This is a genomic window from Paenibacillus macquariensis (assembly GCF_900156375.1).
Lineage (GTDB): Bacteria > Bacillota > Bacilli > Paenibacillales > Paenibacillaceae > Paenibacillus_AQ > Paenibacillus_AQ macquariensis.
In genome coordinates, this window is the sequence record NZ_FTNK01000006.1 from 196576 (window position 1) to 218244 (window position 21669).

The 21669-nt window shown below is 39.4% G+C and carries 25 protein-coding genes; all 25 read right to left on the minus strand.

Features of this window, described 5'->3' with window-relative positions; translation table 11 throughout:
* Positions 1-222 precede the first annotated feature (222 nt).
* Positions 223-861, minus strand: a complete 639-nt coding sequence (locus BW961_RS13320; protein WP_068580345.1) for a hypothetical protein — start codon at positions 859-861, stop codon at positions 223-225.
* A complete protein-coding gene (locus BW961_RS13325) occupies positions 861-1421 on the minus strand; it encodes a hypothetical protein (RefSeq protein ID WP_082867322.1) in 561 nt (186 codons plus the stop codon). The genes BW961_RS13320 and BW961_RS13325 overlap by 1 nt, the downstream gene beginning before the upstream one ends.
* Positions 1422-1458: 37 nt before the next feature.
* A complete protein-coding gene (locus BW961_RS13330; RefSeq protein ID WP_244555956.1) occupies positions 1459-1779 on the minus strand; it encodes a hypothetical protein in 321 nt (106 codons plus the stop codon).
* A gap of 51 nt (positions 1780-1830) precedes the next feature.
* Positions 1831-3240, minus strand: a complete 1410-nt coding sequence (locus BW961_RS13335) for a flagellar assembly protein A (RefSeq protein ID WP_068580349.1) — start codon at positions 3238-3240, stop codon at positions 1831-1833.
* Positions 3241-3293: 53 nt separating this feature from the next.
* Positions 3294-4082 carry a FliA/WhiG family RNA polymerase sigma factor gene (locus BW961_RS13340; RefSeq protein WP_068580351.1) on the minus strand — a complete coding sequence of 263 codons (789 nt, stop codon included), beginning with the start codon at positions 4080-4082 and terminating at the stop codon, positions 3294-3296.
* Positions 4083-4097: 15 nt separating this feature from the next.
* Positions 4098-4346, minus strand: a complete 249-nt coding sequence (locus BW961_RS31210; protein WP_244555949.1) for a hypothetical protein — start codon at positions 4344-4346, stop codon at positions 4098-4100.
* Between the two features lie 170 nt (positions 4347-4516).
* Positions 4517-5011: a chemotaxis protein CheD gene (locus BW961_RS13350; RefSeq protein ID WP_068580354.1), complete on the minus strand. Its 495-nt coding sequence runs from the start codon at positions 5009-5011 to the stop codon at positions 4517-4519.
* Positions 5004-5630, minus strand: coding sequence for a chemotaxis protein CheC (locus tag BW961_RS13355; protein WP_068580356.1), 627 nt, complete (start codon positions 5628-5630; stop codon positions 5004-5006). The genes BW961_RS13350 and BW961_RS13355 overlap by 8 nt, the downstream gene beginning before the upstream one ends.
* Before the next feature lie 3 nt (positions 5631-5633).
* Complete coding sequence (locus BW961_RS13360; RefSeq protein ID WP_068580358.1) at positions 5634-6095, minus strand: chemotaxis protein CheW; 462 nt, start codon at positions 6093-6095, stop codon at positions 5634-5636.
* A 63-nt stretch (positions 6096-6158) separates the two neighbouring features.
* Positions 6159-8234 (minus strand): chemotaxis protein CheA, encoded by a 2076-nt coding sequence (locus BW961_RS13365; protein ID WP_068580360.1) that lies wholly within the window; start codon positions 8232-8234, stop codon positions 6159-6161.
* A 32-nt stretch (positions 8235-8266) separates the two neighbouring features.
* The gene (locus BW961_RS13370; RefSeq protein WP_068580362.1) at positions 8267-9577 is read right to left on the minus strand and encodes a protein-glutamate methylesterase/protein-glutamine glutaminase; all 1311 of its coding nucleotides are present in this window, start codon (positions 9575-9577) and stop codon (positions 8267-8269) included.
* 37 nt (positions 9578-9614) lie between these two features.
* On the minus strand, positions 9615-10514 hold the full coding sequence (locus tag BW961_RS13375) for a MinD/ParA family protein (protein ID WP_068580364.1): 900 nt from the start codon (positions 10512-10514) through the stop codon (positions 9615-9617).
* Entirely contained in the window at positions 10511-11896 is a 1386-nt protein-coding gene (gene flhF / locus BW961_RS13380; protein ID WP_068580366.1) for a flagellar biosynthesis GTPase FlhF, read from the minus strand. The genes BW961_RS13375 and flhF overlap by 4 nt, the downstream gene beginning before the upstream one ends.
* Positions 11893-13926 carry a flagellar biosynthesis protein FlhA gene (flhA, locus tag BW961_RS13385; RefSeq protein WP_068580369.1) on the minus strand — a complete coding sequence of 678 codons (2034 nt, stop codon included), beginning with the start codon at positions 13924-13926 and terminating at the stop codon, positions 11893-11895. Before flhA ends, flhF begins: the two co-directional genes overlap by 4 nt.
* 26 nt (positions 13927-13952) lie before the next feature.
* Positions 13953-15035: a flagellar biosynthesis protein FlhB gene (gene flhB / locus BW961_RS13390; protein WP_244555950.1), complete on the minus strand. Its 1083-nt coding sequence runs from the start codon at positions 15033-15035 to the stop codon at positions 13953-13955.
* 20 nt (positions 15036-15055) lie between these two features.
* On the minus strand, positions 15056-15844 hold the full coding sequence (gene fliR, locus BW961_RS13395) for a flagellar biosynthetic protein FliR (protein ID WP_068580373.1): 789 nt from the start codon (positions 15842-15844) through the stop codon (positions 15056-15058).
* A gap of 11 nt (positions 15845-15855) precedes the next feature.
* Complete coding sequence (fliQ, locus tag BW961_RS13400; protein ID WP_068580376.1) at positions 15856-16125, minus strand: flagellar biosynthesis protein FliQ; 270 nt, start codon at positions 16123-16125, stop codon at positions 15856-15858.
* 38 nt (positions 16126-16163) lie between these two features.
* Positions 16164-16919: a flagellar type III secretion system pore protein FliP gene (gene fliP, locus BW961_RS13405; protein ID WP_068580378.1), complete on the minus strand. Its 756-nt coding sequence runs from the start codon at positions 16917-16919 to the stop codon at positions 16164-16166.
* Entirely contained in the window at positions 16916-17422 is a 507-nt protein-coding gene (locus BW961_RS13410) for a flagellar biosynthetic protein FliO (protein ID WP_068580379.1), read from the minus strand. The genes fliP and BW961_RS13410 overlap by 4 nt, the downstream gene beginning before the upstream one ends.
* 9 nt (positions 17423-17431) lie before the next feature.
* Positions 17432-17797 carry a response regulator gene (locus tag BW961_RS13415; RefSeq protein WP_068580381.1) on the minus strand — a complete coding sequence of 122 codons (366 nt, stop codon included), beginning with the start codon at positions 17795-17797 and terminating at the stop codon, positions 17432-17434.
* A 26-nt stretch (positions 17798-17823) separates the two neighbouring features.
* A complete protein-coding gene (gene fliY, locus BW961_RS13420) occupies positions 17824-19047 on the minus strand; it encodes a flagellar motor switch phosphatase FliY (protein ID WP_068580383.1) in 1224 nt (407 codons plus the stop codon).
* Positions 19037-20035, minus strand: coding sequence for a flagellar motor switch protein FliM (gene fliM / locus BW961_RS13425; RefSeq protein ID WP_068580385.1), 999 nt, complete (start codon positions 20033-20035; stop codon positions 19037-19039). Before fliM ends, fliY begins: the two co-directional genes overlap by 11 nt.
* Before the next feature lie 42 nt (positions 20036-20077).
* Complete coding sequence (locus BW961_RS13430; RefSeq protein ID WP_068580387.1) at positions 20078-20539, minus strand: flagellar basal body-associated FliL family protein; 462 nt, start codon at positions 20537-20539, stop codon at positions 20078-20080.
* On the minus strand, positions 20536-20760 hold the full coding sequence (locus BW961_RS13435) for a flagellar FlbD family protein (RefSeq protein ID WP_068580388.1): 225 nt from the start codon (positions 20758-20760) through the stop codon (positions 20536-20538). The genes BW961_RS13430 and BW961_RS13435 overlap by 4 nt, the downstream gene beginning before the upstream one ends.
* A gap of 58 nt (positions 20761-20818) precedes the next feature.
* Positions 20819-21637 carry a flagellar basal body rod protein FlgG gene (gene flgG / locus BW961_RS13440; RefSeq protein WP_068580389.1) on the minus strand — a complete coding sequence of 273 codons (819 nt, stop codon included), beginning with the start codon at positions 21635-21637 and terminating at the stop codon, positions 20819-20821.
* Positions 21638-21669: the final 32 nt, after the last annotated feature.

Consider the following 21669-nt stretch of genomic DNA (forward strand, 5'->3'; position numbering starts at 1 on the left):
AATATTGGTTTTTTTGTGTCCTCCGCCAACCGTCATCTCCCTTTAAGACTTTCTACAAAAGAAAGCACCCTTATAGGGATCACTTGGCGTGTGTTTTTAACACCGACAATTAATATACCATAAGTTATATGTCGTTGCAACCATTTTTCATCATGAATATGGTTTGTTTTACTGAGTAAAGAAGATATGAAATGTAAACAATAAAAAAACCGTCTGCTACAATTAGCGAGACGATTGTATTCGGATTTTGGATATAATTGATTCAATGCTTTCACCTTTAATAAATGTGTAGCTCCCGTCGCGAATCTTTCTATTTATCTTTTGTTCTACAGCTTGTTTAATAAATTGATCACTACTTCCGATCACACCTATTTTTTCTAAATCGTCTGCAATTGTTGTCAAGTTACTTCCCTTTTTTATCTTATATTCTACTGCCTGAGTAACTTTTTCCTTTGTAGGAGTCACTGGGGTCTTTGGAGGTGACGTACTTTGTGCTTGAGGTGGCTGAACCTTAGAAGGAGTGCTCTCATTCTTTTTCTCCGGTTGTTCTGGTGATGATGGTTGAACAGGTTCTATAGCCGGTTTAGCCTTCGTAGGTGATTGTGTCGACTTGGTTTCAGGCACTACACTCAGTTCTTTCTTTTGTTGTTGCCATTCTTCCTTCGTCAATAATTGCTCCGACGATTCAGTCACCTTCAAATCCATCGCTTTGGCTTTCTCTTCTATTTGTTCCCTAGTCAGATCAGTAGACTGACCTGTAGTTGTAGAGACTTGTCCCTCACCCATGATCATCAATTGAAGAAGGATTGCTCCTATAATGAGTCCGATGCCTAACCCGCTCATAAATGAACGATTCTTCATTACCGTAACTCCTCCTGTTTCGCTAGTTGAAGAATCAGTTGAACTTCACCACGTTGAAGCCCGACTAATTTGCCAATAATATCAATCGATTTACCTTGATTGTGTAGTTCGAACAGTTCTGAATAACGATGTTTGATAGAGTTCACCGCTTCAGGTACGTCATCAGATTGCTCATTTCCAAGCAAATCAGTCGTATTCACTCCAAGACTTGGCATCTCCGCTAACGCTGTTACTTGAAGAAGCTTTTCCTTCTCAACATCCGTTATACGAGCTCCTTGTTGTACTGAGTGTTGTTCTACCTCAAGTAGCCTTTGCCGCATTTCTTTCAGTTGTTCTTCCATTGCCATATGCTTAGCCGAAGTATCTTTTTTTATTTGTCCGACCAGTTCAACCAATGTATCATTTTCCTCTTCTATATCGGCCATATACTGCTCTAAAGTAGATTCCACTTCTTTGACCACTTGTTCCGAGGATATCTTATCTGATTGTCTCCTGGGAAGCTTCACAGCATATACCAAAGCCGCGAGCCCCAACATGACGATTACAATCCATGGTTTCAAAAGTCTCTAATCTCCTTTGATCTGTCCATCAGAACATTTAAAGAGACAGATCGATATGATGTCCCTTGTATGGGTGCTCAGCCGGGTGTTGCTCTGATGGATGATCTTGTTGTTTATTGGATGGTGACTGTGTCTGCCCGTCACTATCAGAGGAATGTTGTTGCTTCGCCTCTTCACGAATCGAGGACTTTGCAGTATCAGTAACACCCGAGCTACGATGCCGCATCTCACGACTTTCCTTAATTTGTTGATTCATTAATAAACTTTGTTCTTGAGCGGATCTATGATGAAGCTCGTTTTGTATTTTCCCTACTTCTTGGGTTCTCGGCACAGCGATTTGTAATTCAACCGATTTCATACTCACGATATCCACCTCACTCTGGAGAAATTCAACATCCTAAATATTCCGTTATATGTAAGGAACCATCGAGATATCACCTTCGGAATAATAAAAGGAAACACGTTCTGCTGTATCTTTGACAAACCGGGTGTATCTCCCAATAACAATCTTCGAACCACCATAAATCGTATTGACGACTTCAACTTTAGATTTATTTGTATCTTCAAGCATTTTTTCTATTTCCAAGATCCGTTCTTTAATTTCATACTGCTCTTTAGCATGGGATTTAAGAGTTGTGTTCAATTTAACACGCATGCTCAATTTGTCAGGTGACAATTGTCCTACTGAAGCTAATTGATTCAATATATTTAAAGCTTGCTCCGTTTTCACTACATTATCGTTTTGAAACCTTAATTGATTCCTAAGATCAGTTAATTCATTTCGTAGTTCAGGTACTACACCTACCTCAATGGTAGTGATCGTTGACATCGTATTACCCACAGTCCGAGCAACAACTTTTTCACCCGCCTGAATACTTCCACCTACGATGAGACCCTTTACATCTTTACATATCACATTTTTAGCCGCTCTTATATTAGAATGCATAATGCTCTGAGATACAATCACATCTCCACCAGCAATTACATTTCCATCTTGAATGAAAGAAGTTTTTATATTTACTCCTGCTTTGACATGTCCTTTGTTGTAGCCGATAATACCACTTGTAATTTCAACAGATCCATCTGCATCAATCTCTGCACCTTCTACCCCGCCGATCACGCGAACATCTCCAGCAGCTCTAATTCTAAACCCCGTGAGTACATTACCCCGGATAATAACATTGCCCACAAAATCAATATTTCCAACGCTATAATCCACGTCACCATTCACTTCGTAAATTGGAAACACGTTGATCTTGTTTTTATCAGCGATAGTTATCATTCCATCAAGAGCAGCATATAAGGCTGTTTTGTCAGCATTAACAACAACATTTTTACCTACTTTGAAATTAGCTTCTTTACCCGTCCTAAATGGAATCACTTCGTTAGTAACTGACATCCCTGATTTACCAGGTGTAGGCGCTATTCGTTTAGCAATAATTTGACCTTTTAGTACATTGTTGAGATTATTTATTTCCTTGTGATCAACATTTCCATTCTCTGATTCCAATGGACTATGACCTTTACCCTCAACTATTTTCATAACCATTTCAATGCGACCATCTATACCTTGAACAGGAGAAAATCCGAAAGCAATCGGAGTCTTCGCTGAATAGAATTTTTTAGGATTATTTGAAATTTGTTGGATTGTAAACCGATCTATACCATACTTAACTTCGTTAGCATGAATGAATCGTTCGAGTTCTTCCTGCGTGCACCTGAATTCTTCATCTTGTTTCAAGAACTGGAGGTAAGCTTCAGTTTTGTCATCAGAAATACTCACTATTAAATAGGATTCAAGCAAATAGTGGTCCGTCAAACTTATTCCCCCTTTATACATCTCATCACATATCCGCTGGTTACAAACACACTTTAGTCATTTTCCATCAATAACCCTTTATTTTTCTGCAATGTCCCTCTTAATCTAAGGATAGCTTTGGAATGCAGCTGTGAAATACGAGAGGGTGAAAGAGACATCACTTCTGCTATTTCACTCAGTGAAAGATCTTCATAATATAGAAGTGATACAACAGTTCGTTCTTTATCTGTAAGTTTTTCTATGCCTTTTATTAGAGATTCCTTCATATAAAATTCATTGATTTTATAATCAGGATTCTGAGCCTTCTCATCAATCATCATGCTCAATCGTGTTTCTGATTCTTCCTCACGAATCGGATCTTCTAAAGAACACAATGTCATAACCGCTACTTCCTGAAGCATATTATGGTACTCTTTTTCAGTTACCTCTAAATATTCGCTCATCTCTGAATCATTTACTGAACGAAGATATCTTTGCTCCAAGTGCTGAAATGCTTCTTCAATTTTCTTCGCTTTTTCACGCACAGAACGTGGCACCCAATCGCCCTGACGTAACGAATCAAGAATTGCCCCACGCACGCGCCATGAACCGTAGGTTTCAAATTGAAACCCGCGTTTGTAATCGAATTTATCAATCGCATCGATAAGGCCCATAACACCGTTACTGGCCAAATCATCTTTGGAAACATTCTTAGGAAGACCTATTGCCAATCGACTAGAAACGTAGTCTACAATATGCAAGTAATTCTCAATAAGCTTCTTCTTAGCTTCTATGTCGTCATGTTCCTTCCATGACATCCACAAATCCATATGATTCAGTTTAGAAACTTTCTGCTCAATCAAGTCCTTTCACCCTCCTTATTTTTCTGTCAGGTGACGAACGGCCTTAGCCAATTGCTCAGGATCTTGCGCGGAAACTAACTTCGGTAGATTCAGCGGTGTAAATCCGGTGTCGCTTTCAACAGATGATTCAGGCCTTGGTGTTAACAGATCATTCAATTCTTCGCTGTCATTAGGTAACGTTAAGTCAAATCGTGTTCCTCGTTGATCAGTACTCTGTTCGACTTCAATCTGTCTTTGAAGCTCATTATCTGCATGTGATGTCATAAGGCCTAATACCCCTCTAAAAACAAAAGCAAGAAGAAACCAGATAACAAAAGCAATCAATGACCTTATTAAACTCGTCATGTAAAGATTGTTTAGGGATGACGTTATGAACGTGAGTATAAATCCAAAACCAGCAATCAATAAATTAAATCGCATATTTCTCATTTTCTCTACAATTCCTTTGCGCCCATTTGTACACTACGGATGTATAATATGCCAGTACTGCAGTCAAGTTCAATGGTTCGTCCATAGTTTCCACCTGTATCTTCACCAATAAGTGGAATGCCTAGCTCTTGTAATTTCGTTCTACATGATTCCGTATTTCTAGGTCCAATTCTCATGGTGTCATTTTGTCCACCAAAGGCAAACATCTGTGAACCACCCGCCATTTTGGCTACAATGTTACTCTTAGAGGAACCCATTTTCTGAAGTCTCTCTAAAAGCGCTGGTAGAGCCGTATCTGCATATTTAGCGACATTAATTTCGCCATCTCGTGCAATTTCAGAAGAGGGTAACATCACATGTGCCATCCCCGCCAAGTGAAGAATTGGATCATACATTGTAAGCCCGATGCAAGAACCTAATCCAGAAGTTCGAATCAGTCCAAATTGTTTAATGACATTCAGGTCAGCCATAGCTACTTTTACAACATTTTGCTCAATCATTCTCGAAAGGCACTCCTAAAGATTCGAATATTATAGCAAACGATTCCGGATCAGGTATCAGGAAGAATTGACCTTCAACTTCATGATTCCCTTCTAAAAATGTGGTGTCAATGAGCAGTGCATCGTCTCCCATTTCTCCGTACTGTAGAAGCCCATAGCTTAATATAGCCCCAGCCATATCAATAGCTAACGAAGGCACTGTTGGAGACATTGTTAACTTCGTCAAATCTGCAAGTGCTGACAGATAAGATCCCGATAGTATGTTTCCAATCTCATTGAGTGCAGATATCTCCATATCATTAAAAGATTCATCATTAGCAACCTTAATTCCAGCTAGACGTCTCAAGAGACTCTTAGCAGATTTAGGGCTTAAGATAAAAAACAAATTACCAGGTGCATCTCCTTCAACCCTTAAAAATATGGCTACTACGACTTGCTCTGATCCCCCAACTTTGTCAGAAACCTCTTCAAACCGAAGAATTTGGACTTTAGGAACTGCCATATCGATTGGCTTGTTTAGAAGTCGGGATAGTGCTGTTGCAGCATTTCCTGCTCCAATATTACCTACTTCCTTAAGAACGTCCATTTTAAATTCTTTAAAATGCTTAAAGACTCGCATCCTTTATTCCTCAATACTTTCCAATTGAATAATTTCATTCTTATTCAGCACTTCAGAAAGATTGAGCATAATCAGCAAGCGTTCTTCGTCGATCTTGGCAACTCCTTGAAGATATTTAGCTTTAATCCCCCCAACAACCTCTGGTGGATTCTCGATTTTATCCGTATTCAGGTCAATAACATCGTTAGCAGAATCCACAATAAATCCAACTTCCATTTCATTTACGGCAACGATAATAATACGTGTGCTTTCTGTGTAATCTACCAAAGGTAGGCTAAATCGCCCACGCAAATCAATGATAGGAATGACAACTCCACGTAAATTAATAACGCCTTTTACAAAAGTGAACGTTTTGGGAACACGTGTGATGGGAACCATCCGTTCAATAGTCTGAACTTTATCCACTTCGATACCGTACTCTTCGTCTCCTAATTTAAACACGATGACCTTAATATCTTCTCCCATTGCAATAACCTCCTAATGATTTTTCGCTACCTATATTAATCTCGTATATAATTTACTATAAGACTATTTGATGAATTCGTTCGGATCTAAAATCAAGGCAACCTGGCCGTCTCCGAGTATAGTTGCACCAGAAACACCTTTAATCTGAGGCAGGTATTTCCCTAAACTCTTCAGCACGATTTCACTTTGCCCTATGAAATCCTCTATCGCTAGAGCAGCCATCTTATCCCCTTTTCGAATCACGATAATCTCTGATTCTTCTTCCTGACTCTCGTCGAAATCAGGAACGCTAAATATACGACTAAGTGAAATTAACGGGATTTGTACACCACGAAACTCTACCATTTTATAACCGTGAACTGTGCGAATCTGATTTTGTTTGATAATACCAGTCTCTACAATAGAAGTTAGCGGAATAGCATATTTCTCTGATCCTAATTGCACTAACATGGCAGAAATAATGGATAACGTTAATGGTAATTGAACTGAGAAATTCGTCCCTTTGCCAGGGGTAGAAATAATGGTTACATGTCCACCCAGAGCAGTAATCTTCGCTCTCACGACATCCAACCCAACGCCACGACCAGAAACATCTGAAATGACTTCGGCTGTGCTGAACCCAGCTGCAAAAAGAAGTTGGTAAACTTCTTCATCTGTCATAGCTGCTCCTTGCGCTTCAGTTACAATACCCTTTTTAATGGCTGACTTAAGGACATTCTGACGGTAAATTCCTCGGCCATCTTCTTCGATTTCAATAAACACATGATTTCCACTATGAAAAGCACGTAAGTTCACTGTTCCTGTTTCTGGTTTCCCGGCAGCCAATCGATCTGTAACAGATTCAATCCCATGGTCAACAGCATTCCGAATTAAATGTACAAGAGGATCCCCGATTTCATCAATAACGGTTCGATCTAGCTCTGTCTCAGAACCTGTAATAACTAAATCAATCTTCTTGTCTAAAGATTTCGCTAAGTCACGTATCATCCGCGGGAAGCGATTAAATACCGTGTCTACTGGAACCATTCGAAGCTTCAGTACGATATTTTGAAGATCAGAACTTACACGACTCATATGCTCTACAGTTTCTGTTAACTCATGATTTCGAGCCTCACTAGCCAACTGTTCTAAACGGACGCGATCAATCAGAAACTCACTAAACAGATTCATTAGGACGTCGAGTCGCTCAATATCGACACGAATCGTACGTGTTGGTGTACCACCGGTTGTTTTGACTACATCCTTTGAAGTCTGACTCGTAGGCTGAGTTGGTGCTTGAGGTACCACCACTTTCGACTCTGTTGTTTTTTCCAATTCTGCTGTTGCCGCAACTTCTTTGACAGAACTACTCAATTCGCCCATCAATTTCAGAGATTCATGATCTAATTCCACGATACTAACCTTATCTATCTCGGATAAGTTTAATATCATCCGCTTCATTTCATCCACACTTTTTTGTGTTATGTAATATAATGAAAAACTCCGATCAAACTTCTCCTGCTCAATATCTTCTACGGACGGATGAGTCTTAATGACCTCACCAGATCTTTCCAACAAATCAAATACCATATAGGCACGTACAGCTTTTAGATGGCAATCCTCACGAATAAAGACTTCCAGATACAACGCTCGATGTCCTTCCACAATGGACTGATCCAAGATCGAAAATTGAAACTCATCTAACTGAATAGAATGATTCATTTCGTCATTCACTTGGTCGACTTTTGTGCTGGTAGTCACACCTTGAGGAGATGGGATCTCACCAAGTACGATTGCCTGTAATGAAGTTACAATCGATGACACATCGGCTTTACCGGTACCACCGTTTATAATATCTTCAACCATAGATTCTAGGGCATCCAAGCTTTTAAATAATGTATCAAATATAAAATCTTGCATGGTTAGCTTTTCATTACGTACCAAATCTAAAACATTCTCCATTTGATGCGTTAATGACGCAAGGTCTTCATACCCCATCGTTGCAGCCATACCTTTAAGCGTATGAGCTGATCTAAATATTACTTGTACAATACTTAAATCATCTGGATTGGACTCCAGTTCAAGCATTTTTTCGTTTAGCGATTGCAGATGATCATTCGACTCGTCAATAAACATAGATAAATATTGATTCATGTCCATTGAGATACACCCCCTTATGAGATCACTTTCTATTATTTCATCATTCGAACTAGCATATTAGGAATATCTAATAGAGGTAAAACATGCCTCACACAATTCAATTCCACAGCTGAACGAGGCATACCATATACAACACATGTTTCTTCACTTTCAGCATAGGTGTCGGTTACACCTGAATCATACAAAGTCTTCATTCCTTTGGCACCATCACTTCCCATACCTGTCAGTAGAACGACATGACGAGTTAGCGTATTAAATGGGAGCAATGAATCAAACATGGTATCAACGGAAGGCCGATGCCCATTACGTGTCCCTTCCTCAGTTAAAGAAATTTCATAATGGCCAGCAGACGCCCGTACGATCTTCATATGGAATCCGCCAGGAGCAATATAGGCATATCCTCTACGCAAGACCATACCTTGCTCACCTTCTACTACTTCAAGCGAACTGAAAGAATTAAGCCTTTGCGCAAGTGATTTAGTAAATTTAGGCGGCATATGCTGCACGATGACTACTGGAGCTGGTAAGCCCCCTGGAATCCGCTCCAAGAGTTCCTTCAAAGCTCTAGGTCCACCGGTTGAGCAACCAATCGCAACAAGATGTTGGAATGAACTGGATTCACCTTCTATTTCGCTTAAAACTTTACTAGAGGGATTGCTCATTACTAATGGCGTCACCTCTTTGGTTGTTTTAGTATGTTTAGTCGGATTGAGATCCTTCTCCAAAGGTGGTTTATTATTTGATACTAACGGCCTACTATTATCCATAGGTATTTGTTCTATCTTCTTGGAAAGAGCTTCACGTTTCTTGTTCCCTTTCATCGTATTCATGATATCTGCTAGAGGTCTATTAGATTCACGAATAGGGTTTGAGAGAATACTTATTTGTTTCCTCATTTCTTCAGATCTAACTAGTTCTTTAGCTTGCCAAGCGGCTCTTCTTTCTTTGGCTTGCATCGCGACCTTCATTTTCTCAAGAAGGAGTTCGCCAACTTGAATGATATCATTAGAGACACTTGCAGAAGGTTTTCTGATGAAGTCAAATGCCCCTGACTCCAGTGCAATGATTGTTTCTCTCATGCCTTCCTCATTAATTCCAGATAACATAATCACCGGTATGGGATTATCCATCATAATCTCTTTCAAGGCTTCTAAACCATTCATTTCAGGCATCTCAACATCCATAGTGACAATGTCAGGCTTTAGTTCGGATACTTTCATTAAAGCTTCCCAGCCATTAACTGCCGTTCCAACCACTTGGAAAGAAGAATCCCTTTCAATAAGATCAGAAATGATCTTTCGCATAAAAGGAGAGTCATCCACAACAACAACCTTATAATGCATTATGTTACATACCTCCCTGTGTCTTTTTACAGAAGAATCATTTTGTACGATGTAGCCACTTATGCATAAATCCTTTGATTCCTGTCAAAGTTTCTCGTTCTGAAGCGGAAGGAACAATCGCATAACGCTTTGCAAGACGTTGAACATCTTTTGAAGCCACACTATTAGGAAAAGCTATTGAGAAAGGAACTTGTCTCTTTACAGCTTGAACCACATGAGAATCATCACTTATATAACCAAGCATAGGGATATCAATATCAAGGAATTTTCGAGCTACTAGTTTGATTTTATTAGCTGTAAACAATGCTTCTTTTTCATCATCCACTCGATTTACAATCAATTGAAACCCTACATCTTGATCCATACCATGTATTATTTTGATCAATGCATAAGCATCTGTAATCGCCGTTGGTTCAGGTGTAGTTACCACAAGACATTCATCAGCGGAGGTAATGAACTGTATATTCTCTTTGGATAATCCTGCTCCAGTATCAAAAATAATATAGTCCACCTGACTCGCTAAGAGTTCAATTTGTGAAGTGAAGTATTGGATATCATGTTCAGACAGTGATATGAGATCAGTAATTCCTGACCCTCCTGAAATGTAAGACAACCCATTAGGACCTTTGCCGACTATCTCATGAATACTTTTCTCTCGTCGAAGTAAGTGATGTAGGTTATATCTCGAACTCGTCCCCATCAGAACATCGATATTAGCCATACCAATATCAGCATCAAAGATCAATACTTTCTTCCCTAACGACTGTAGGGAAAGAGCAAAGTTCAAGGTGAAATTTGATTTCCCTACACCCCCTTTACCGCTAGTAACAGTAATGAATTTGGCTAAGCCTGAAACTTGGCTTTCCTGAGTATCCAACGATCGAGCTCTCTCATTGATCGAGACCATTTTCCTCAAAGATTGAGCTTGATCATTCATGACTCATCTTTCCTTTCTCCCAAAAGGAGGTCACATAACATCTTTTGATTCGGCATCATCAAGTCGTCTGGGACATTTTGTCCATTCGTCATATAAGAAAGATGAAGTGGAAAGTTATTAAGTAAATTAAATATGGGTCCATAACTTCCTGTCTCATCTTGCTTCGTAAAGATCACCTTATCAAGACCATACTTGCTGAAGTGTTCCGTGATTTTCACCATATCTTGTGACTTAGACGTCAAGCTCAATACCAAGTACGTTTCACTATCTCCAGCGTGTGAAAGCAAACTTTGAAGCTCCGATACTAACAATTCATTTCGATAATTCCTACCAGCCGTATCCATGAGTATTAGATCACAATAGTCAAGACGTTGCATGGCCCGTTGCATATCACCCGGTGATTGGACTACCTCTAACGGTACATTTAAGATAGACGCATAAGTCCTGAGTTGTTCAACGGCAGATATACGATACGTGTCAGATGTGATAAATCCAACCTTTCGCTGATATCGGAACAACTGCTCTGCTGCAAGTTTGGCAATGGTTGTTGTCTTGCCAACACCCGTAGGACCAGCGACATAAACAATTTTGGTAGTGCTGTTAATTCCACCACCAAGCCGATTTTCAAGAAAAGAAAATGCTTTATCGTAAATAAATTGGTGGAGTTGCTCATCCGTTAAGGAACGCTCGCTATCCTCCCATTTCTCACAAGCTGCTTCGATCCATTCTGCTCTTAAATGTATGTCCACTTCCTGCTGTATTAGTTGCTCCTGAATTTTTTGAAGTGATTCCGGTAATTCTTCTTTCATCATCGAATGCTTGGCCATTTTAGCCATCCACAATTTCATTTCTTTTATTTCCTTTAGCAGTGGATCATCCGATACTTTCTGATCTATCATCTTGATGGAGGCTTCATGGGTAGGTCTCTCTGGTTCTAGTTGTCGTCTCTCTTCAACTTGTTGTTCTTCTTTTATCATTTCTGACGTTGCTGCAACACTTATTGATGATAGTTCAAGATCGCGAGCAACATCATTCATCCCAGCTTTAAGAACATCATTCGTTCTTTTGTAAGCTGCCGGAACCGCCTTGTTTGGTACGCTCAATGTCGAGAGACCAGCGTTTGGAACGCCCTTAATAGAATTCACAGCACTCAATTCATTCTTGGCGGAAGCTTGTTTATTAGGACGCGCTGGGCTTGTAATTGCTTGAGCTTCTTTCTCTACAGCAGCGACTACTTCAATCCTCTTCTTCGTGAACATACCAAGGAAACCACCTATTTTTATTTCCTTTGTACTAAGAATGACAGCATCTCTACCTAGTTCACCCCGGATTCGTTGCATGGCATCCGGCATATGTTCGACTATGTACCGCTTCACTCTCATAAATTCACCACTCCAACGCTTTGAATTTCTACATTTGGTTCCAATTCACTATACGAGAGAACGGGTATATCTTGCATGGTACGTTCAATGACCTGTCGTAAATACATACGAATCGTTGGTGATGTTAAGAAAATAGGTTGTTGTCCCGATTGTAGCAACCTATTAATTTGTTCATTTAACTTCTGATATATCGTCTGTGTAGACATGGGATCCAAAGCAAGATAACTTCCTTGATCAGACTGCTGCACGCTTTCCGAAATTTTCTTTTCTAACGTTGGACCAACGGTTATGACCTTAAGGGTCTCTCCTTCTTGCGAATACTGCTGAGTAATTTGTCTTGATAAAGATTGGCGTACATATTCAGTTAGAACATCTGGATCCTTAGAATAAGTTCCACAATCTGCCAATGTCTCAAAAATCGTTACTAAATCACGCACAGAAATTTTCTCGCGTAATAATTTTGAAAGCACTTTTTGAACATCCCCCACAGATAACACGGATGGAATCAGTTCATCGACAAGAACAGGATAATTTTCTCTTAAATTGTCGATAAGTGTCTTTGTTTCTTGTCGACCAAGTAACTCGTGAGCATGCTTCTTAATCAATTCTGTCAGATGTGTCGCTACCACGGAAGGAGGATCCACTACGGTGTACCCAGATAATTCAGCACGTTCCTTAGTACTCTCATCAATCCACAGAGCTGGAAGACCAAATGCAGGCTCTAACGTCTCAATACCTGATATGGAATCGTCATCATAACCTGGACTCATAGCCAAATAGTGATTAAGTAATAATTCACCACCGCCGACGTTATTCCCTTTAATTTTTATGACATATTCATTCGGTTTTAGTTGAATATTGTCGCGAATTCGGATAACAGGGACCACAAGTCCAAGTTCAAGTGCACATTGTCGACGGATCATGATAATTCGATCTAGTAAATCTCCACCTTGTTGTGTATCTGCCAGGGGTATAAGTCCGTACCCGAATTCAAATTCAATTGGGTCAACTTGTAGTAAATTAATAACACTTTCTGGACTTCTAACCTCTTCAATTTGCTGTTCTTCTTCCAATTGTTCGTCAGCTAATTGTCTCTTATCCAAATTCTGTTGCATCTTTCTTGCAGAGAATATTAATAGAACAGCTAGTGGTAACGTCGTAATAATATGAATCGGTGTAAAGAAACCGAGCATTGCAATAGTCCCACCAACAATGTAAATCAATTTAGGATAAGCAAACAATTGCTTAGTTAAATCATCTGCAAGATTCCCTTCAGATGAAGCGCGTGTCACAATCAGACCAGCAGCAGTAGAAATCAATAGAGCTGGAATCTGACTAACTAATCCATCCCCAATAGTCAGAATCGAATATGTCGAAATCGCTTCACCGAATGACATACCGTGGATGGTCATTCCAATAATAAATCCGCCAACCAAGTTAATGATCAAGATAATAATACTTGCGATCGCGTCACCTTTAACGAATTTACTGGCACCATCCATGGCACCATAGAAGTCCGCTTCACGTTCTACTTTGCTACGTCTATCTCTTGCTTGTTTCTCGTTGATTAATCCAGCATTTAAATCTGCATCAATACTCATTTGCTTACCAGGCATTGCGTCTAGTGTAAAACGTGCTCCTACTTCAGCGACACGTTCAGACCCTTTGGTAATTACAATAAATTGCACAACAACTAGGATTAAGAATACGATAAATCCTATTGCAATTTGACCACCTGCGATCCAACTACCAAATGTCGCAACGACTGTACCTGCTTCTCCCGTAGAAAGAATCAACTTCGTTGTTGATACATTCAATGCAAGACGAAATAACGTCGTAATAAGAAGTAGTGATGGGAAAATGGAAAACTCAAGTGCTTCCTTGGTATTCATAGATACCAATAAAATCATGAGTGCAATTGAAATGTTAATCACGAGCAAAATATCTAAAAGCCACGCCGGGATTGGAAGAATCATCATAAGAACAATACCGATGATTCCTGTCAGGACGGTGATTTCTTTGATTTTCACGGTTCTCTATGCCTCCAATCCCACATTTATGATTTTTTACCTTTTAGTTTATATACATAGGCCAGTACTTCAGCCACCGCCTGAAACAAATCTGCAGGAATCGAATCTCCGATTTCCGCTCTTTGAAAGAGTGCGCGAGCCAGAGGCTTATTTTCCATTGTAGTGACGCCATGTTCCTTCGCAATTGCTTTAATCCTTAAAGCCATATAATCCTGACCTTTAGCAATAATCTTTGGAGCCTCCATGGTAGATCCATCATATTTCAAAGCGATCGCAAAGTGGGTTGGGTTCGTGATAATAACATCTGCCTTCGGGACTTCTTGCATCATGCGTTGCATAGCCATCCTTCGTTGACGTTCCCTAATCTTCCCTTTAATTAACGGATCACCTTCCATTTTTTTGTACTCATCTTTTATATCTTGCTTCGACATTCGTATTCCTTTTTCATATTCATACTTTTGGTAAATATAATCCAAAATAGCTAGTACAAATAACGCAATTGCAATTTTAAGCCCTAAATTCATCGTCAGATCTGCTACAAACTTTAAGATATTATCTAAATTTATTTCAGACAGTGATGCAATTTCTACCTTTTTACCCCATAAAGTACTGTAAACGAGATACCCGATAATTGTTAGCTTGACTAAAGATTTAGCAAATTCAACTAATGATCTCATCGAGAATATATTTTTGAACCCTTTGATGGGATTAAGCTTGTTGAATTCCATTTTTAGACCTGTGAGCAAGAAACCCACCTGCATGAAATTCGCAATAAGTGCCATGACGACCACCGTTATAAACAAGGGGGCCATCATCATCAATACCTGAATACCATATTCTTTAAATATCATCATGACATTGTTGATTGTTATCTCAGTCAACAACCGGTTCATAAATATATCGCTGTACAAATTAACAAGTCGTTCCTTAAAGAATCCACTAAATATAAGAAGACAGAGAAACGCAGAAAGAAGCGTGACAGAGCCTGAAATCTCCATACTCTTTGCAACTTGTCCCTTTTTTCGTGTATCTTGGCGTTTTTTAGGAGTGGCCCTCTCTGTTTTCTCTTGAGAAAATAGCTGTAAGTCCAAAGGATATCTAAAGGACACGATCAAATCCTCCATCCTGCTCAATTTGGCTGTTTCCCAATGACCCCTAGCAGGTTGTGCATCGATTCGAACAAAATTTCAAAAAGGTTGCCGAATACATATGAAAAACTGGGGATGAGCAATAACAACATCGCCAAACCTAAGAAAATTTTCAGTGGAACTCCAATAACAAAGATGTTAAATTGAGGTGCAGTTCTCGCTAAAAAGCCAAGCCCAACATCAGTTAAAAACATCGCTACTACCAACGGAGCTGACATTTGAAAAGCTAACACAAAGGATTGACTAAACGTTTTAATTAAAAATTCAGTAATACTACCACCGTACAGCTTCATGTAGAAATCATTTCCTAATGGAATCCATTTATAACTATCAAAAATAGCTTCTATTAAATGTAAATGACCGTTCATACTTAGAAAGAGCAGCATTGCAATCATGTATTTGAAATTACCTAGCATCGGTACAGAAGCACCAGTCATAGGATCCAATACATTGGCAATCCCGAATCCAATTTGTATATCTATGAATGAACCTGCTGTCTGAATCGCTGTGATCAACATGTACCCAACAAACCCCAGCAGTAATCCCACCATGATTTCACTTATTATGAGTAGAATATAAGTCATATCTTGTGGAATGGACTGATTAATACCATAGGTTAGGTAAATGAGCAGACTGATAAAAAATGATAATCCTACCTTAAACTGCGCAGGCACACCCTTAGATGAAAAGACTGGAGCTACGACAAAAAAAGATGTAATTCGACAAAAAATTAGCAAAAAGATCGGGAAACCTTGCAGTATTAATTCCATTGACATTCAACCTAACCGATATATTTATACAAATTGTCTAATATATTAAAGGTAAAGTCTACGAGTGTCGTTAAAATCCAAGGACCAAACAACAATAACGATAACAATACAGCAATTATTTTTGGAACAAACGCGAGTGTTTGCTCCTGTATCTGGGTGGTTGCTTGAAATATACTAATAATCAAACCAACCACGAGTCCCAGAAGCAACATTGGTGCACTTACTTTAAGTGCGGTGTAAATCGCTTGTCCAGCCAGTCCAATAATAAAATCCGAATTCATGACTGATCTCCCTCACCACATATACGTCTTACTATGTGCTATGTGTTAAAACTAAGCAGTAACGATTTAACAATTAAATACCAACCATCAACGAGTACAAAAAGTAAAATCTTAAACGGCAGTGATATCATTACGGGAGGTAACATCATCATCCCCATGGCCATCAACACACTGGCAACCACAATATCTATAACTAGAAAGGGTATAAAAATCATAAATCCCATTTGAAATGCCGTCTTAAGCTCACTTATTGCAAAGGAAGGTACCATCACCGTAAGCGGAATATCATTATATGTAGCAGGCTTCTCCATTTTCGTATAGTTCATGAACAATAACAGGTCTTTCTCTCGTGTATGTGAAAACATGAACTTTTTGATGGGCTCGGAAGCTTTAGTTAAGGCTTCTGTTTGTGTAATGTCTCCTTTTAAATACGGTTGAAGGGCGACATCATTCATGGATGATAGCGTTGGTGACATCACAAACAATGTTAAGAACAATGCAAGTCCGACTAACACCTGATTCGGGGGCATTTGTTGTGTCCCTAGTGAAGTTCTGACGAAACCAAGTACAATCACAATCCGGGTAAAACTCGTCATTAACACCAATAAAGCCGGAGCAATACTGATCACAGTGATGAGGAGAAGTATTGACAAGGAGCTAGTAGCTGGTTTCCCAGCCCCAGAATCCCCGATCTGAATATCAATATTAGGAATAGGGTCCGCAAAAGCCGCCGTGATGGAGAATAAGCTGACTATTCCTAATAATAAACATACTAATATGAGCTTTTTTTTCATGGATCACTCAACCGATCATTATTATTATCTTCTCGGAGCAGTTCTTCCATTTTGTCTTTTCGGCTAGACATCCGACGAATCTTGGAGTCAAACACTTCATGAAATGAAGATCCATTTTCTATTTCAATCTCTTGCGAAGGTTGCTCTCTTCGCAATTTACTAACAAGTTTACTTAAGAATGGAGGCAGCATATTACCTTTCATCGCTGCCTCTTCCTCTAGTGCTGCCAATATAGAGATTACCTCATCCGGATCGGAAATTTTATCAACAAGGTTAATATTTTCACCTACGCCGATCAAATACACACTATTTCCTACTTCAATCACTTGTAATGTTTTGTTTGGCCCGAGTCCAACACCACCAAGTATTCGTATGGTTGGATTACTGAACCAAGATTTGTTTTTAGTGCCCAAGAAACGAATCAACAAAATTATGAGTGCAATGATAACTGCTAAAACAATAATTACATAAACAATATTCAACCCGTAATTCACATCATTCATAAAACGGTCCTAAATGCCCAGTGTTTTATTGATTGCTTCAACAACACGATCCGATTGAAACGGCTTAACGATGAAGTCTTTCGCACCCGCCTGAATAGCATCGATAACCATAGCTTGCTGACCCATTGCAGAACACATGATAACTTTTGCACTTGGATCAATTTTTTTGATCTCTTTCAATGCAGTAATACCATCCATTTCAGGCATCGTAATATCCATTGTGATCAAGTCTGGACGAACTTCCTTAAATTTCTCTATGGCTTGAGCACCATCCTGTGCTTCTCCAACTACTTCAAAACCATTTTTTGTTAAAATATCTCGGATCATCATTCTCATAAAAGCTGCATCATCCACGATAAGAATTCGATTTGCCATTGGTAAAAACCCTCCTCTAATTATGCTTATTGTAATTTCTGTATACGGTCCCACTGGCTAATGATATCTATCACACGCACACCAAAATTCTCATCGATAACAACAACTTCACCTTTTGCAATCAGTTTGTTATTCACTAAAATATCAACTGGTTCGCCAGCGAGCTTGTCTAGTTCAACGATCGAACCTTGAGACAATTCAAGAATATCCTTTATTTGCTTATGGGTCCTTCCTAATTCTACGGTGATTTTAAGGGGAATGTCCATTAATAATTCTAAATTGTTTTGATCAATCTGATTATATGGAGCAGACTGCAGGTTAGCAAACTGTACAGGCTGTACATTTAGATTACGATTTGGTGCCCCATAATGCTGTGGGGGAGCCGCATATTGCATTTGTTGATTTATGTCGTACCCCGGCATAATGGGTTGCTGCCCATAGCCATTTGGCTGTGCCTGTATCTGTCCTTGATTACTAGGGCTAGGCTGAGTAGGCGTAGGAGCTGCATAATTCACTGGAGGCTGTACTTGCTCTACTGCTGCCGCTACTTCTAAGGGTGCAGGCTCTTCTGTTCCACTAATTAATATCCGCACCATCTCTTTTGCGAAGCTTACCGTTAGAAGTTGCATGATGGTCGAGTCAATTAGATCTCCAATGGTTAATCGAAATGAAATTTTGATTAATGTCTCTTCCGAAGGAATACTTGACATTCCTTCACCGCTTTCAATATCTAAAATATTGATACCTGGAGGTGAAATGTTTACAAAACGATTAAACAGCGTTGACATGGATGTTGCTGAGGACCCCATCATTTGGTTCATAGCTTCTTGAACAGCACTGATATGAATCTCATTCAACTCTTCCGTGGAAGGATTACCCTCACCACCAAGCATCAAATCTGCGATAACTTGTGCATCTCTATTCTTGATGACTAGGGAATTAATACCTTCAAACCCTTCAACATACGTTACATGGACAGCTACGTGTGGTTTAGGGAACTCATTTTCGAATTGAGATCGGGTGATAATTGAAACTCTTGGTGTGGTAATCTCCACTTTTTTGCCAAGCAATGTCGAAAGTGCTGTGGCTGCACTACCAAATGTAATGTTACCAATTTCACCCAAAGCATCTTGTTCAAGCGGTATCAGATAGTCATCAACCGTTTCTATGGTTTCCACAGGACTATCTGAATCAGATTGTCTAAGAAGAGCATCAATTTCCTCTTGGGACAAATAATCTTTACTCGTCATGATCTTCAACTCCTTCACTGACAATTTCATCAATTTGTATTGCAATGCGATCCTTCAATGTCCCAGGACTTCCAATAAACTTCAATTTATCTCCTACTTTAATGGATAGCCCCGAGTTGACCGGCTTATTTAAACTGATGACATCTCCCACGGACAATCCCAAAAATTCAGAAATAGATAATTTTGAATTACCCAGTTCAGCTACAATCTTTAATTTCGCATGTCTAACATGTTGTTTTAAAGATTCTACTTCAACAGGTTCACTTATTTTCTTCTGCGACACGAACCATTGGTGTGCCGACAATTTGGACATAATAGGCTCTAGAACAACGTGAGGGATACATAGATTGATCATCCCAGTTGTATCACCAATTTTGGTACTTAATGATATCAACGCAATAGTCTCATTGGGTGATACAATCTGCATGAACTGTGGATTAGTCTCCATGGCTTCCATACGCGGAGTGATATCTAATACCGTCTTCCACGCTTCTTGCAAACTTTCAAATGCCCTACCAAAAATTCGCTCCATAATCGTCGTTTCTATCTCAGTGAGTGAATTGATCTTGGAAGGCGCATTCCCCATACCACCGAGCAATCGATCTAACATAGCGTAAGCTACATTCGGATGAACTTCCATGACCATTCTACCTTTAAGTGGCTCTGCTTCAAAAATATTAAGAATCGTCATCTTAGGTATAGAACGAATAAATTCATCATACGGAAGCTGTTCCACCTGAACGACGCTAATTTGCACAAAAGTTCTTAACTGTGCTGAAAAATAAGTTGTAAGATATCTCGCAAAATTCTCATGGATCCGTGTTAAGCTGCGTATATGATCTTTAGAGAAACGTACAGCTCTCTTAAAGTCATAAGAACGGATTTTTTTCTGTGTGTCTTCTTTTTTGAGCTCTTCAGCGTCCATTTCTCCAGAAGATAGTGCAGCGAGCAGGGCGTCAATCTCGTTTTGTGATAATACATCTACCAATCATCTCACCCCCTTACAGGATTATGTCCAATGCTTCAATTATTAGGTTGATGCTAACAAGTAATCAGTGATCTCGATTTGAGTCAATTTCCCCTCGGTTAAGGTTTTATTAATCAAATTGATCAATTTTGCGCTTAATTGATCTTTACCATTCGCACCTTTTAAATCCTCAGCTTTTGTATCAGCAAGTGTTTTGAGGATAATTGGCTTGATTTTGATATCTTTGATCTTGTCAAACTCTTCCTTAGACTTCTTGGTATCCAATTGAAACGCAAAATTCATCAATACGATATAATCGGGATCCGAGAGGTTTGTTTTAATTCCAGTAATTTCTGAAGTCAATTCTACGATTTCATCCGCTGACAAATGTCTTGTCTCAACGGAATTAACAGCATTAGCGACATCATCCTTTGGAAACTGATTTGCCATCAATAAGAAGACGGCTAGTACGATCAAAGTGATGGCTAACAAAATTGTAATCAGCCATGGCATCATCTTTTTCATGGGGTTTCCTCCGTTTGTTGTACTTTAATAGTTGCATTATTCAGGCCAATCTCTTGACTATATTGTTTCACAAGTGAGATAACCTCGGCAGCCTTTTCAAGTACTATTAATCTTTTTCCTGTGATTAACGTTATGTAGGTATCAGGTGTTTCTTCGACCATTTCAATCAATAGAGCATTCAACCACATTTTTGAACCATTAATTCTAGTTACCGAGATCATAATAACCCTCCTATGAAAATTTGGGAGAGGAGATTATCCCTCCCCTCCCGCTAAATCATTAACGTTTCAGATTAACCACTTCTTGGAGGATTTCATCAGATGTTGTTATGATACGAGAATTAGCTTGGAAACCACGTTGTGCAACAATCATCTCAGTAAACTCACTTGTAAGATCTACGTTAGACATTTCCAATTGTCCAGCAATGATAGCTCCAGTGCCAAACTCAGTACTATTTGCTGTTCCTGGTTCAAACTCACCGTCAGGACTCGCATTTAACGTTACACGGTACAAGTTACCACCAATCTTCTCAAGCCCTTCAGGATTGGTCACCTTAGCTACGCCAAGCTGAACTCCTGGTACTGTCGTTCCATCAGCCATTTTTTGAACAATTGTACCGTCCTGCGCGATTGTAAAAGCCGTAACCTCTGCGTCAATATTGATTGGTCCACCGTCGGAATCTAATACAAACAGTCCATCTGATGTTACTAGATTACGTGCGGCATCAATATGGAAGTCACCGGCACGTGTTAGAAAAGGAACGTCCTGATCCTCATTCATCTTCACCAAAAAGAATCCATCTCCATCAATCCGTAAATCCGTTGGATTGTTGGTTGTCATAGCACTTCCTGCCAAATGCAATGTGTCAATGGACCCAATCGACACCCCTAGACCGATCTGTTTAGCATTCACACCACCTTGAGTAGTATCATTTGGGGGTGTTACACCTGAAACCGTTTGGCTCATAATATCTTTGAACATCACTCGACCAGACTTAAATCCAATCGTATTCACATTGGCAATGTTATTACCAATAACATCCAACTTTGTTTGAAAGCCTTTCATACCCGAAACCCCTGAATACATAGATCTTAACATTCTATTATTCCTCCTTATTAAGTAGCATGGAC